Annotated in this window: 14 protein-coding genes; 8 read left to right on the top strand and 6 right to left on the bottom strand. The window is 35.3% G+C overall.

The window, feature by feature from the left end; all coding sequences use genetic code 11:
• Positions 1-35: 35 nt before the first annotated feature.
• The 7 genes from AMQ68_RS07455 to AMQ68_RS07425 all read left to right on the top strand — a co-directional run bounded on the left by AMQ68_RS07455 (position 36) and on the right by AMQ68_RS07425 (position 8,997).
• Positions 36-1,139 (top strand): sensor histidine kinase, encoded by a 1,104-nt coding sequence (locus AMQ68_RS07455; protein WP_054509936.1) that lies wholly within the window; start codon positions 36-38, stop codon positions 1,137-1,139.
• Positions 1,136-1,900 carry a LytTR family DNA-binding domain-containing protein gene (locus AMQ68_RS07450; protein WP_054509935.1) on the top strand — a complete coding sequence of 255 codons (765 nt, stop codon included), beginning with the start codon at positions 1,136-1,138 and terminating at the stop codon, positions 1,898-1,900. Before AMQ68_RS07455 ends, AMQ68_RS07450 begins: the two co-directional genes overlap by 4 nt.
• A 348-nt stretch (positions 1,901-2,248) precedes the next feature.
• Positions 2,249-3,364 (top strand): efflux RND transporter periplasmic adaptor subunit, encoded by a 1,116-nt coding sequence (locus tag AMQ68_RS07445; protein ID WP_054509934.1) that lies wholly within the window; start codon positions 2,249-2,251, stop codon positions 3,362-3,364.
• Between the two features lie 37 nt (positions 3,365-3,401).
• Positions 3,402-6,560 (top strand): efflux RND transporter permease subunit, encoded by a 3,159-nt coding sequence (locus AMQ68_RS07440; protein ID WP_054509933.1) that lies wholly within the window; start codon positions 3,402-3,404, stop codon positions 6,558-6,560.
• 1 nt (position 6,561) lies between these two features.
• Entirely contained in the window at positions 6,562-7,962 is a 1,401-nt protein-coding gene (locus AMQ68_RS07435; RefSeq protein WP_241775072.1) for an efflux transporter outer membrane subunit, read from the top strand.
• 166 nt (positions 7,963-8,128) lie between these two features.
• Entirely contained in the window at positions 8,129-8,449 is a 321-nt protein-coding gene (locus AMQ68_RS07430) for a MazG-like protein (protein WP_054509931.1), read from the top strand.
• Positions 8,446-8,997, top strand: a complete 552-nt coding sequence (locus AMQ68_RS07425) for a DNA-3-methyladenine glycosylase I (RefSeq protein WP_054509930.1) — start codon at positions 8,446-8,448, stop codon at positions 8,995-8,997. The genes AMQ68_RS07430 and AMQ68_RS07425 overlap by 4 nt, the downstream gene beginning before the upstream one ends.
• A gap of 448 nt (positions 8,998-9,445) precedes the next feature.
• On the opposite strand, the gene AMQ68_RS07420 is transcribed toward AMQ68_RS07425, so the two are convergent.
• Both AMQ68_RS07420 and AMQ68_RS07415 read right to left on the bottom strand, forming a co-directional pair.
• Positions 9,446-9,850, bottom strand: a complete 405-nt coding sequence (locus AMQ68_RS07420) for a hypothetical protein (RefSeq protein WP_054509929.1) — start codon at positions 9,848-9,850, stop codon at positions 9,446-9,448.
• 407 nt (positions 9,851-10,257) lie between these two features.
• A complete protein-coding gene (locus AMQ68_RS07415; RefSeq protein ID WP_054509928.1) occupies positions 10,258-10,626 on the bottom strand; it encodes a helix-turn-helix domain-containing protein in 369 nt (122 codons plus the stop codon).
• 91 nt (positions 10,627-10,717) lie between these two features.
• Between AMQ68_RS07415 and AMQ68_RS07410 the strand changes: the two genes are divergently transcribed.
• Positions 10,718-11,248, top strand: coding sequence for an NAD(P)H-dependent oxidoreductase (locus AMQ68_RS07410; RefSeq protein ID WP_054509927.1), 531 nt, complete (start codon positions 10,718-10,720; stop codon positions 11,246-11,248).
• 565 nt (positions 11,249-11,813) lie between these two features.
• Here the strand turns inward: AMQ68_RS07410 and AMQ68_RS07400 are convergent.
• Genes AMQ68_RS07400 through AMQ68_RS07385 form a run of 4 tightly spaced genes read right to left on the bottom strand, consistent with a single transcriptional unit; the run spans position 11,814 to position 14,765 of the window.
• Complete coding sequence (locus AMQ68_RS07400) at positions 11,814-12,287, bottom strand: hypothetical protein (RefSeq protein ID WP_054509925.1); 474 nt, start codon at positions 12,285-12,287, stop codon at positions 11,814-11,816.
• Between the two features lie 11 nt (positions 12,288-12,298).
• Positions 12,299-12,784, bottom strand: a complete 486-nt coding sequence (locus tag AMQ68_RS07395) for a hypothetical protein (protein WP_054509924.1) — start codon at positions 12,782-12,784, stop codon at positions 12,299-12,301.
• 2 nt (positions 12,785-12,786) lie between these two features.
• The gene (locus AMQ68_RS07390; protein WP_369678615.1) at positions 12,787-13,287 is read right to left on the bottom strand and encodes a DUF2199 domain-containing protein; all 501 of its coding nucleotides are present in this window, start codon (positions 13,285-13,287) and stop codon (positions 12,787-12,789) included.
• An 8-nt stretch (positions 13,288-13,295) separates the two neighbouring features.
• Complete coding sequence (locus AMQ68_RS07385; RefSeq protein WP_054509923.1) at positions 13,296-14,765, bottom strand: FAD-binding oxidoreductase; 1,470 nt, start codon at positions 14,763-14,765, stop codon at positions 13,296-13,298.
• Positions 14,766-14,783 lie beyond the last annotated feature (18 nt).

Raw genomic sequence — 14,783 nt, 5'->3', positions numbered from 1 at the left:
ATAGATATAAAAAGACCTAGGTTGTTATTCTGTGTATGTTAAAAAAATTAAAGAAAAGAGAGAAAATAATAAAATCAGCCGGTAAAAAACGAGTGGTTATATGGTTTGTTTCTTTTGTTTTTGTTTATCTTTTTTCATATCTTATAGATCCTTTCGACTCAGATTGGGAAATATATACTTCTAGAAATTGGAGTAGTATTATAGAAGATATTTTATGGACCTTACTTCTTTGTGTTGTTCTTTGTGAAATAAGTTTGCTAATTGACAGCGTACTCAATAAGAAGTTTCAATGGACTGAGAAACCAGAAAAAAGATTATTTCTACAGGCTTTTTTTCATGTAACAGCAAGTGTGGCTATTGTTGTCATTTTCAATATTATTTATTTAAATCCGTTTGAGGATTTATGGGAAACCCAAAATTATTATGAACTAACACAACTGGCACGATGGGTAGCCACCAATATTGTTATTTCTTTTATCATAAATGCGATTAATACAGGGAATTTTTTACTTAATAATTGGAGAGCAACATCATTGGAGGCAGCACAACATAAACTTACAGCGCTTCAGCACAAACAGGCAGCCATGGCGGCTGAACTTCAATCGCTTAAATTACAAATAGATCCTCATTTCATTTTTAACAATCTCAGTGTTCTTTCTGAGCTTATTTTACAAGACCAACAGCTTGGATATGAATATTCTGAAAATTTTGCTAAAGTTTATCGCTATCTCCTCGTTAATTCAAAGAAAGATATAATTGCGCTGGATGACGAACTGAAATTTTTGGATTCCTATATTTTTCTTACCAAAAAAAGAATTGGGGATGGAGTCGTATTTACAATTAATGTGGCTGAAGAATTTTCTAAGGCATTAATCCCTCCTTTAACCTTACAGTTTTTAGTTGAAAATGCAATTAAACATAATCAAACCACAAAGACTAACCCTTTACAGATAAATATTTATACCACGAAAGACAAATATTTAGTGGTTCATAATACTTTGCTTCCACTTCTCACTAAAGCGGAATCTTCTGGTGTTGGTATTAGAAATATTATCAGCAGATTTGAACTGTTAAGTGACAGAAAGCCGCTACTTATAAAAACTGAAAAAGACTTCATCGCAAAAATCCCATTATTATGAAACTCAATACAATTTTAATCATTGAAGATGAAAAACCTAATGCAGATCGTTTAAAAAGGTTGCTTTTAAAATTGCGTTCTGCAGTGGAAATCGTATCGGTGGAAGAATCTGTAGCTTCATCTGTAGCTTGGCTTACAGCTAATGAACATCCCGATCTTATTATGATGGATATACGGTTGGCAGATGGTTTGAGTTTTGAAATTTTTAATCAGATTGAAGTAAAATGTCCTGTAATTTTTACAACGGCTTATGATGAATACGCAGTAAAAGCCTTTAAGTATAACAGCATTGATTATCTTTTGAAACCTGTGGAAGAAGAAGAATTGGACACTGCTTTAAAAAGCTATGAAAATATTCTGGAAAAGATACCAATGGTAAGCACTGCGATAGAAGGTTTGATGAATTATATGCAGCCCAAAGAATATAGGAAACGTTTTCTTTTGGCGCATAGAGAAGGATATAAAGCGGTATTAATAAACGATATCTCTTTCTTTTACACAGAACTCGGAGTCTGTAAAGCAATCCTTAACAACGGAAGTGCTGAGGTTGTTCCTCAAACGTTGGAAGAATTAGAAAAACAGTTAGATCCCGCCTTGTTTTTTAGGGCCAACAGACAGTTTATTATTCATATTGATTCTGTAAGTCAGGTGTATAATCTGTTTAATAATAAATTGAAAGTAGAACTAAAAAAGCATTCTGATATTGAGGTTATTATTAGCAGAGAAAAAGCGCCTCTGTTTAAATCTTGGATGGAATATTAGTGCAGGAGTTTCTGACTCATTCTTTTGGCTACGATAAACCTCATCGAAGCTATTTAAACTTTTAAAATATTCTATTTTCATGCTTCATTTCGTTGGCTATTCCGATAGGAATTTAGTCTGAATTTCTGATGCGTTTTTAATAATCAACGATTACTCTATTTCTATTGATTTCTTTACTCTAATTCTTAAATTTTAAAGGCTTGATTTTTTCAATATTTGCCTATTTTCTTTTCATTTTGGGTATCCAACATTTCAAAGCCTATTATTGTCGGTTCACTAAGATTTTCAACTTTTCTACCTTGTTTAATAAGTTATTTTGCCAAGGATTAAAAGGAAAATTAAACCATTATGAACTATAAAATAAGTTATGCTGCATCGGTTATTGCATTGGCAACTGTGATGTATTCCTGCCATTCAGGCGATAAACAAAATGAAATGCCTCAGGCTGTAGCATTGCCTACCGATTTCATTCAGCTTAAAAATGGAGATGCCGATATTTCTACAGGATACCCCGGGAGTATAGAAGGAAAAGATAATGTGGAAATCCGTGCGCAGGTAACGGGATATCTGGAAGCTGTCTATGTAAAAGAAGGACAATATGTGAATAAAGGGCAGACCCTTTTCAGAATCAATCCTTCTGTGTATAATCAGGAAGTAACAAGCAGTAGTGCAGCGGTAAAAACAGCTGAAGCCAACCTTGCAACAGCTAAACTGGAAGTTGAAAAGCTGAAACCTCTTGTGGCGGGTAAAGTGGTTTCTGAGATGCAGCTAAGAACAGCGCAGACGGCTTATCAGGCAGCGGCGACTCAGGTAACTCAGGCAAAATCTGCGTTGGGATCTACCCAGATCAATGCGAATTTTACGAGTATTAAAGCTCCGGTTAGCGGATATATTGGCAGAATACCCAACCGTATCGGAAATCTTATTTCACCATCAGCTACAGCACCGTTAACCACGCTTTCTGATATCAATACGGTGAATGTTTATTTCTCAATGAATGAAGCCGATTATATTAGACATTCCAAGACTTTATTAGATAACAATACAGGAATGGTAGAGCTTTTATTGGCGGATGGATCAACCTATTCTTACAAAGGGAAATTAGAATCTGCCAGTGGAAATATTAATGCCAATACCGGAAGTATGCAGATGAAAGCTGTGTTCACAAATCCTGATAAACTGTTGAGAGCAGGTGGTACAGCAAGAGTAATGGTACATCAATTTATGAACGGAGTGGTAAAGCTGCCTAAAACTGCAGTGAAAGATATTCAGGATAAGTTTTTCGTCTATAAATTGGGTGTGGGTAATAAAGTGATCATGTCTCCTGTAGAATTTTCGGGAGGTACTGCCAATGATTATTTCGTAGCGTCAGGGGTAAAGGCAGGCGATAAGATTGCCATTAACAGGGTAGATGTTCTTACTGAAGGTGCCCAGGTAGTTCCTAAGGTGGTTCCTGTAAAATAATCTCACAATAATGTATTCATTTTTAGAAAATTAAATAATGCTTAAAAAGATAATAGATCGCCCTGTATTGGCAACGGTAATATCATTTATCATTGTTATACTCGGTATCATAGGGCTTAATCAATTAGCGGTAACAAGATTTCCCGATATCTCACCTCCTACGGTAATGGTGTCGGGGTCTTATCCTGGTGGAAACAGTGAAACGGTTGTCCGTTCAGTAGTTACGCCCCTGGAAGAACAAATAAACGGGGTGGAAGATATGCAGTACATGAAATCTACTGCAAGTAATGACGGAACATTTTCTATTTCTGTTATTTTTAAACAAGGTGTTAATCCTGATCAGGCTGCGATAAACGTACAAAACAGAGTGCAGCAGGCCACGCCTATTTTGCCTCAGGAAGTCATCAGGATGGGGCTTACTACTTCTAAACAGCAGAATAGTATGATCATGATGTTTAATATTTATACGGATGACAATTCTAAATATGATGAGGTCTTTCTGCAAAACTTTTCCAACATCAATATTATTCCGCAAATTAAAAGGGTTAAAGGAGTAGGGCAGGCACAGGTATTCGGTTCTAAAGACTATTCGATGAGAATCTGGCTGAATCCGCAGAAAATGTCATCTTACGGATTACTGCCTTCTGATATTTCAACTGCAATTGCCAACCAAAGCTTAGAAGCTGCTCCAGGAAAATTGGGTGAGGAATCTAAAGCTGCCTTAGAATATGTCATCAGATACAAAGGGAAGAAAAATAAGCCGGAGCAATATGATAACATTATTGTAAAAAATGATGGAACCAATATCATCCGTCTTAAAGATGTGGCAAGAGTGGAGTTCGGATCTATTTCCTACAGCGGCGATAATATTGTTAATGGCAAAAATGCAGTTACTGTAGGAATCTTGCAGACTACAGGTTCTAATGCCAACGATATTGAGGTAGAGGTAACCAAGTCTCTTGATCAAATTTCAAAATCTTTTCCGCCGGGTATAAAATATTCGAAAATGATCAGCACCAAAGAAAGACTGGATGAAGCAACAGGGCAGGTAAAATCTACGTTGATAGAAGCTTTTATTCTTGTGTTTATTGTGGTCTTTATATTTCTGCAGGATTTCAGATCTACCATCATTCCGGCGATTGCTGTTCCGGTAGCCATTGTAGGGACGTTTTTCTTCCTGTTGGTGTTAGGGTTTACCATTAATGTATTAACGTTATTTGCCTTAGTGCTGGCCATTGGTATTGTTGTAGATGATGCCATCGTTGTGGTTGAAGCCGTTCACAGTAATATGGAAGGAACTGATCTCACCGGTAAAGAAGCAACTCATAAAGCGATGAGCGAAATTACGGGGGCAGTTATATCCATTACTTTGGTGATGTCTGCGGTATTTATCCCGATTGGATTTATGACCGGATCTGCAGGGATATTTTATAAGCAGTTTGCCTATACGTTAGCCATCGCGATTATTATTTCAGCTGTAAATGCATTGACATTAACGCCTGCTTTGTGTGCGGTATTCCTTAAAAATAATCATGCAGAAGGACATGGGGAGAAAAAAGGATTCGGGCAGAAGTTTTCTACCGCATTTAATGCAAGTTTCAATAATTTAACCAACAGATATGTAAAAGGAGTCCGATTTTTAATTACTAAAAAATGGCTGTGCGCCGGCATAGTAGTCGTAATAATTGGCTTGGCAGCTTGGTTAATGACGAGCACTTCAAAAAGTTTTGTTCCCATGGAAGATGATAGCTTATTTATTTACAGCATCAGTATGCCACCCGGAACAGGATTAATGAAAACTACAGAAGTGGCAGATAAGGTCAATAAGATTTTAAAAGGGGTAGAAGCCATCCATGAAAATGTTTCTATCACAGGGTTTAATATTTTGAGCAATAGTACAGGACCTGCTTATGCTGTTGGATTTGTGAAATTAAAACCTAAAAAAGAAAGGGGAGCAATTAAGGATATTGATGCCATTTTAGAAGTTGTTAATGAAAAATTAGCGGTTGTTAAAGAAGGAAGTATAATGACCATCAGAATGCCTCCTGTTGAAGGCTACGGAATGACGAGTGATGCTGAAATTATGCTTCAGGACCGTATGGGAAGAGATCCCAAAGTATTGAAAGCGAAAGCCGACGAAATTATAGGACAGTTAATGCAAACGCCCGGAGTTGCCTATGCGTACACCATGTTCCGTGCAGATTATCCGCAGCTTGAGCTGGAAGTAGATGAAGATAAAGCAGAACAGTTAGGCGTAAGTGTAGCCAGTCTTTTAGGAACGGTTCAGACATATTTCTCAGGAGACCAATCACAGAATTTCTCAAGATTTGGTAAATTTTACAGAGTAAATATTAAAGCAGACGGAGTGTACAGAATGGATGAGCAGGCCTTCAATGATATTTTTGTTAAAAATGATAAAGGAGAAATGGTTCCTGCCAACACGCTGATTTCGCTACATAAAGTATATGGACCCGAATCGGTAAGCCGATATAATCTTTACAATGCTTTAAGTATCAATGTAAGCCCAAAACCGGGGGTAAGTAACGGACAGTTAATGGGTAATCTTGAAAAAGTGTTAGACAAATTACCTTCGGATTACAGCTACGAATGGACGGGTTTAAGTTTAGAAGAAAAATCTTCGGGCAATCAAACGATGATGATTTTAGGACTTTGTTTGCTTTTCGTTTACCTGCTTTTATCTGCACAGTACGAAAGTTATATCCTTCCTTTGGCGGTATTGTTATCTATTCCGACGGGTATTGTCGGAGCCTTTTTGGGAATTAAAGCCATCGGTTTAGATAATAATATTTATGTACAGATCGGATTAATTATGTTGATTGGTCTATTGGCGAAAAATGCCATTCTGATTGTGGAATTTGCCGTACAAAGAAGACAGTCCGGTTTATCTATACTTGAATCTGCATTGGAAGGAGCAAGATCAAGACTTCGCCCGATTATCATGACATCACTGGCATTTATTGTGGGAATGATCCCCTTAATGTTATCAGGAGGTGGAATGGCAGCAGGAAATAAATCCATCAGTGTAAGTGCTGCGATGGGAATGCTGAGCGGCGTGGTATTGGGGATTTTTGTAATTCCTGTTTTATATATGTTTTTCCAATATGTGGACGAAAAACTATCCTCTAAAAAACAAGTAATTGTTTCACACAATAATTCAACAGATGAGAATAATTAATATGAAAAATATCCTTTTAACAGGTACAATGGCGGCATTAGTGGTCTCTTGTTCCGTAGGGGAAATATATACACGAACGGAGCTTGCTATTCCTCAACAGTATAATAATTCTGTACAGGTAACCGGAGATGGTATTTTGCTTCCTTGGAAGACGTTTTTCAAAGATCCAAAATTAACGGATCTGATTGATAAAGCTTTACATAAAAACAATGAAGTAGTGAATGCGTTAAAAACAATGGATCAGCTGGATCTGGCATACAAACAGGCCAGACATTCTATGATGCCTACCGTGGATGTAAGTGCAGGAGCCAATAGAAGTTGGGCATCAGGAAATTCACTGAACGGGTCGTTGAATCAACAATTTTCAGGACAGAAGTATATTGATGATTTTAGTGCAACCATAAGACTGTCATGGGAAGTTGATATTTGGGGGAAAGCTAAAATGCAAAGAGAATCTGCCGCTGCAGATTATTTTTCGCAAAGAGAAAACCTGAATGCGCTTAAAACAAGAATCATTGTGCAGGTAGCACAGGCCTATTATAATTTGGTAAGTTTGGATGAACAGTTAAAAATAGCCGAGAAAAATATTGAACTGAGTAACCGTACACTTCAGATGATGAATCTGCAATTTAATGCCGGACAGATCAATTCGTTGGCTATTCAACAATCTGAAGCACAAAAGAAAACAGCCGAACTGCTGATTCCTTTAGCCAAACAGAATATTTCGGTGCAGGAAAATGCTTTAAGTATTCTTTGCGGAGAATATCCAACTCAGGTCTCTCGTGGAGAAAATTTAAAAAGTATGATGTTTGAAAATACATTATCTGAAGGAGTTCCAGCTGAGCTACTCAGTCGCAGACCGGATGTAAGAGCTGCAGAATTTGCGGTCATTAGCCTTAATTCAAAAACGGGATTGGCGAAAGCCGCAATGTATCCCAGTCTTAGTCTAACACCACAAATTGGGGTGAATTCCAGTAAGTTTAATACATGGTTTGACCTTCCCGGATCACTCACCAAAACGATTGCTGCCAATCTTGCAATGCCGCTTTTACAGAAAAAACAATTGAGTACGGCCTATAAAACAGCCATTATTGAGCAGGAAAAATCTGCGGTAACTTTTAAGCAAACGGTAATGACAGCCGTTGCTGAGGTTTCTGATGCTATGGCAAAATCTAAAGGAACTTCTGAACGATTGGCTTTACTGTCACAACGAACAGAAATTTTAGAGAAAGGAATTAATGATGCCCTGAAATTATATAAAAATGGGATGGCGACTTACCTTGACGTAATAACTGCCCAAAATAATAAACTCCAGAACGACTTAGAATATATTAATGTGGTTCAGGAAAAGCTTATTGCAGAAGTAGATCTCTACAGGGCTTTAGGAGGTGGAACGAATTGATGTTTGACAATGAAGGAGGTTATGGTTATAGGTTTTTTCTAAGTCCTGAAGTAATTCAGGGCTTTTTTTATTCAATGAAAAATGATGTTTTGATATACATTATGGATGCTACTGACAGGTAGTTGTCACAATACAATTATATCTTTATACCATTAAACCTAAAAAAATGAGTCAGAATAATTTCGACGAAATCATAAAACGTTCTCTTGAAATCAGAGAGAAATACCACCAACTGGAAATTCAGCAGAACGGTAAAGAATGGATCTTAGAGCAAGATGCTTTGGCTTATCTTACAGATGCAGGTTTGGTAGGGCGAAATATCATGTCACATGAAAAGACATGGACAAAAGCAAACTCCAGAGAAGAACTCGAGCATAAATTAGGTGAAAATATCTGGTGGTTGATTATATTAGCAGACCGAACCGGAATTGATATGAAAGAGGCGTTAGATAAATTTTTAACCAAAACAGAAAATATATTGAAATGAGTTATTGTTCAGCAATAGAAGGAATGCAGCCCGAAAGCAGAAAAGAGCTTCACAAAAAATACCATGATAACCATTACGGATTTCCGATTCATGATGATAATGAATTATTCGGAAGACTAATTATGGAGATTAATCAGGCAGGGTTGAGCTGGGAAACGATATTAAAGAAAGAAGAGAGTTTCAGAAATGCATACGATAACTTTGATATTCAAAAAGTAGCAGCTTACACAGAACAGGATCGTGAAAGATTGTTGAGTGATCCGGGAATTATCAGAAATAAATTAAAAGTAAACGCCGCCATCGAAAATGCGAAAACCATTATTGCATTACAAAAAGAATTCGGCTCATTTGAAAAATGGCTGGAGCATCATCATCCTAAAACATTAGAGGAATGGATGAAAATATTCAAAAAAACATTCAAGTTTACAGGCGGAGAAATCATCAATGAATTTCTAATGAGCATCGGATTTTTAAAAGGATGTCATGAAGAAAGCTGCCCTGTGTATCAGGATGTTTTAAAGCATCATCCGATGTGGAATAAGATCTAGACTTCTGTTAAAACGCTTCAACTTCGCTTAGGATGACAACGCTAAAAAAGAACGATATCATAAAACCGTTAGTATTAGAAATGTCATGCTGGAGCGAAGTCGAAGCATTTCATTTTATTTACAGTAAGTTTTGGCTAAAGCCAGTTGGAGGTATTTTAAAATGAAAACGGGCTAAAGCCCGTTCCTATTGATATTGTTGAAAATAATGTTTGTATTATTTGTGAAGAATATTCGTGTAATTTGTGTTTGAAAAATCAATTAGCATTTATTTTAGAACAACTATTACTAGAATTTTCGACTCCGCTCAGTGTAAAATTGCTAAAAATATACCGTTACAATAAAACAGTTAGTATTAGAACTGTCATGCTGAGCGAAGTCGAAGCATCTATTATACATTTAAAAAGATTCCACGCTACACTTCGTTTCGCTCTGAATGACACAAAGTGCATTACTTCAAGCTTCTCACCGTAACATCTGGTGCCTGCCCCTGAGGAACAATAAAAATAGCATGATCACTAATGGTATCTCCTGCATCAAAATAATAACTTCCGGTGACAGGAATTATCCCATTGGTGAATTTTCCTGATTTATCATAAGCAGAATAGGTCACATTGATGATCTGTGCTTTCATTTTCAGTTCAATCTTTTTTGAGGTCAGTTTGGCACCGGTTGCATTGATGCAGTCTAATTCTACAAGACCAATATTACTGACAATTTGTGGGAAGGAAGATAATCTGATATTATAAGATTGGGGTGAGGTATTTTTTACCGTAGCAGAAACTTTGTAACGGTCATAGGGTTTTCCGCCTGCCTCAATACTTTCTTTATTGGTAATGTTAAAAGTGACGCTCATGCCGTTGACCTCTATGGTCTGGCCATCCGTAATTTTCTGAGCATTCAGTGAATTTCCAAAGCTGATTACTGCAAAAAACAGAAATAAAAGAATTGAATTTTTAATAACGTAATTAGTTTATATTGTGTTTAATAATACTTAAAATTACGAAAATTATGAATGGAAAATAAGATTTGAAGAATGACTTATATTAGCTTATTCTATTATTATAAAGCTTAGCTATTTTGAAAACATAAGCTTACAAAAGAATAATATTTCGACTCGGCTCAATATGCAAAGATTTTTTAAAACTTATGTATACTTGTTTACAGTTCAAAATTAACTTAAATAATATGTAATTCTTTTGATTCTTTTGCGGTTAAAAATAAAAAGTGTAAACAAGTTTGTATTATAAATCTAATATCTTATTACTCTTCTGGATTCAGTATTTCTTTATGCTCTTTTCCCCATTTTTCGAGCTCTTCAATAATGGGTTTTAGTTTGTAGCCAATCTCGGTGAGTTCATATTCAACGCGGGGAGGAACTTCTGCGAATACCGTTCTTGTAAGGATTTTATCTTCTTCCAACTTGCGGAGTTGAAGGGTGAGCATACGTTCGGTAATATTGGGAAGACATTTTCTCAGTTCGCCAAACCTCAGCTTTCCATTGATAAGATAACAGCAGATAGCCAAAGACCATTGTCCGCCAATAACATTGGAGGCATAGATTTCCAGACATACGTCAGCAAGGGCTTTTTTGTTGGCAAAATTGGTGGATGTTTCCTTTATTTTAGTCATTACTTACATTTTTTATAGTACCGTACAATGGGGTACTACTATTGAAAATGTAAGTTACGTATATTATTTTTGCAATAGAAATTTAAATACAATGAAAACATTAGTTATAGTCGTTCATCCGCAAATAGAAAAATCTGTCATCAATAAAAGATGGATCGATGAATTAAATAAATACCCCGAAAAATATACGGTTCATGAATTATACCAAGTATATCCTGACGAAAAGATCGATATTCTAAAAGAGCAGAAACTGATAGAATCTTATGATAAAATAGTTTTTCAGTTTCCGTTTTATTGGTTCAGCAGTCCGCCGCTTTTAAAGAAATGGTTTGATGAGGTGGTATTGTATGGCTGGGCATACGGAAGCAAAAGTGGTTACAAAGTAGAAGGGAAAAAGATCTCTTTGGCCATCACCGCAGGAATTGATGAAGAAGGTTACAGCGCATCCGGAAAATATAAATACACGATGAAAGAACTAACAACTCCTTTTGAACTAACCTTCGATTATATAAAGGCAGACTACAAAGAACCGTTTGTTTTTTACGGAATGGAGCAGGACGCTTCTGAAGAAACCATTGAAAGAAGTATACCGTTGTATTTGGAGTTTATTGATGGGTTGTAGATACTGATTTTGTATCCTGTGTTTGCCTTAGGAAAGTATTTTAACGCAAAGATTTATTTTGAATTCTGGATATTTAAGGGAGCAATGAAAAGAATCAATATAATTGATTCTTAAGAAGTTTAGTTCATGAGCGACTTTATTGCATTTCTTTGCTTCCTAAAAATAATATAGTTGCATAGTAAAACTTTGCGTTTTAAAATGAAGTTTAGGATTTATACTGTCTGTCATTTCGACGGAGGAGAAATCTGCATAATTTAATAAAGGTGATTATTAATATCCATATCCAACATAATCAATGCCTTTAATTCTAAAAAGGTATCTAAGTGTTCTGCTATTTATTTTGTACTACTTTTTATAAGATACAATATAAGCCCAAGAATAGATAAAAGAAAACCAATTACTAAAAAGGGGAGCCAAAATGCAAAACAGAACTCACCTATTCTAACCTTTATTGGATTTTGTCCTGTAGAACTAAATATACTTATACCTATTAGAAACATAAAGATGGAAAGGATACCCATAGATATTCCTGTGAAAAAAAACGTTTTATGAATAGATTTTAATCTCATTGGATATGTTTATCATTAAACTTTTGTAAATCTATAGCTTGTTCCTGAAAATACTCTTTAAACTGATTTGAAAGTTTTTCATCCTTAAATTTAACGATAGTATACCCACTGTCGAATGCTACAATTTCAAGAAATGATTCTTTAATTAAAAATTCGTTGGGTTTCCATGCATTTTCATGCTCTGCAGGTAATTTTGAAATAATACTAAAGTCTAATTGAGAATTTTTAGGAATAGCAGAAATAATTCCCCAGATTATTTGAGTTCTAGATTGATAAAGCGTTTCAAATTCTTCATTACTTAAAACAAAATAATCTTTATCCAAACTGATGGGGATCTCATTGTTTGTTACAAAATCTAAATCTGTTAAAACCCAGTCATAATCAATAAGGTCTTCCCAAATTGGTTTTAAAACCTCATGTAGGTTAGTGTGAAATTTTACAATTTTTGTGCTTCTGATAATCCAGTTCATAGTCTTATAATTTACTCATTTGTTTCTTCTTCCCAGCCCGGGCCATTTTTGATATTACATTCCGTGACTCTTCCCCAGTGTGAGTGTTCCAGCGGTGGAGCTCCTTCCTCAGAAAGCCTGTACATTTCATAGAAGATTTCAAAATATTCCGGATTTAGATCAGTATAATCTGGTAATTCTGAATCGTGTACTTTTGGACGTCCGTTTTCGATAGCTTGCCAGAACAATTTTTGGTTTTCTTCTGTAAGACTTCGTGTGTCCAAATCTCTGTTAATCCATTCGTGTGTTCGTTCACTATAAAAACCGTATCCACTTTCTGCTCTTTCAGACTCGTCTTCATGGTCAGGAGGAATCTGTAATTCCAGCCATGCTGCGAGCTCTTTTCCATTTTCAATCAGATATAATTCATGGATGACAATTTTAATAATATAATCATATCCAGTCCATCTTCTGGAGAAACATCTCCCATCTTTAAATATAATAAAACAACTTGCCATTATTAGTTTTTAAGCATTTTATTAATTCTTTCCTCAGCTTCTTCCTTTGAAATTCCATTATAAAAATCATGAACAAAAGGATGGTCAAAACTTTCATGAGGATGAATAAAAGGTCTTCCTATTGTATTGTTTACAAATACATCAGTAGGAATACTTTCTTTAAATTCATAATCAGGAAGATAGTTGGAGAGCCATCCGAAATATCCTCCTTCAAAATCTTTATTGTCATAATTTTCAACGTATTCATTGAAGCTTTTTTCACTTAACGAAACCCAAATCCCATATTCGAGATCTTGGCAACTATCATTGACTTCCTGTACGAGAACTGCTCGGATAAAATAGCAGGTTTCGTCGGAATACTTTATAATACACAAATCAGAGGTTAACTCTGTGTTTTCTAATTCTTCTTCAGACAATTGAAAATACGGGTATGGAGCAGAATAAGCTATGGCAGGCCAGTCTTCTTTTTCTTCGCCGCAGCATTGGCAGAGGTATTTCATCATGTTATTTTTTATTTATAGTGGAGATAGAATTTATTCTCAAAGATTTCCTTAGGGTCATATTTCTTTTTGAGTTGAAAAAATGAGTCAGTTTGAGGATAAACTTTTCTCATTTTCACTCGGTCTATGTGAAGTCGATACGGTAGATAAAAAGTTCCTTCATTTTTTAGGGCTGCATCAACTAGTTTGTTGGTGAGTATCTTCATTTTATGTTCCTGTTGATCTGTTTTCTTTTGATTAAATAAAAGAACGAAACCAAAAACATTTTCTTTTGCATAATTCATATAACTGTCTTCATCTTTATTTACTGCTCGAATCGTAATGTTGAGTAAATCAATTTGAGAAAATTTTAGCACCGGTTTTATATCTTCTATAAATTGGTTGAAATTTCTTGCTGGAATAAAATACTCCTGTAAAAGATCTGTAGAATTTGGATCTTTATTTTCTATTAGGGAAACATGATCATTCAACAATTCATTTCTTGAATAAACAGTATTTCTTGTAATCCTGTTCATTCCGGTTTCCAGATCCCAACGAAGTCTTTTTCCATATTCGCTATTCACGGTACTTCTGAAAACTAAACGCTTTGTCTCTTCATTTTTAGCATTTTGTGCTGGAAGTGATAACGGTTTTTCATCTGTTCTTTCAAAATAATTAATCGTTGCATCTTCCAGAAAATGTTTGTTGGATATTTTTAATCTTCCAAAAACTAAGTTCACATTCGGATTATCTGAGACGAATTTTTTGTAATAATCAGGATAATTCTTTGAGCTTATACGGATATATTTATATTGTAAAGCAAGATTATCTACTACTTTTAGTTTCACATCGAGAATGATTCCGAAAAGTCCATATCCACCAATAACTAATTTGAAAAGTTCAGGATTTTCATTTCTGCTGCAATTAATCACTTCGCCATTTTCTTTCATCAAAGTAAATGATACTACACTTGAAGAAATTGGAGGCGAATCTTTTTGCCAACCATGACCATTCACACTCATAGAACCTCCTACTGAAAACGAACTAAAGGCCTGCATGACAGCAATTGACTTTCCATATTTGTCTAGATATTTGATTGCATCTTCCCAAAGTGCACCCGATCCGATGGTAAGAATGTTATTTTTAGTATCAAGCTCCATTTGTTTGTAAGGAAGCATATTGAGGAGAATTCCGTTTGGATAAATAGAATGTCCTCCCATACTATGTTGGGCGCCGGCAATAGAGATCTTTAAATTCTTTTCCTTCGCATATTTTAGTATTTGGCGAAGTTGCTTTTCTATTTCAACTTTAGTTTCGGGAACTTTTATTAAGGTATCTATTTTTGTTAGGTTTAGCTGACTGGCGTCGTTGCTATATCCATTTGGAATGATGACCTTATTTTTAGATTCTCCCCATTTTGTTTTGAAAACATGAATAATAGGAATTGAAATGAAAAGTAAGATCAACAGAAATCCAAGAATAAAAAAATGTTTTTTCTTCATTTACGATATAAAATATTT

The sequence above is a fragment of the Chryseobacterium sp. ERMR1:04 genome (genome assembly GCF_001297705.1).
In the GTDB taxonomy this organism is placed as follows: Bacteria; Bacteroidota; Bacteroidia; order Flavobacteriales; family Weeksellaceae; genus Chryseobacterium.
The sequence above is the reverse complement of the archived record's forward strand: the minus strand, read 5'-3'. Positions and strand labels throughout refer to the sequence as shown.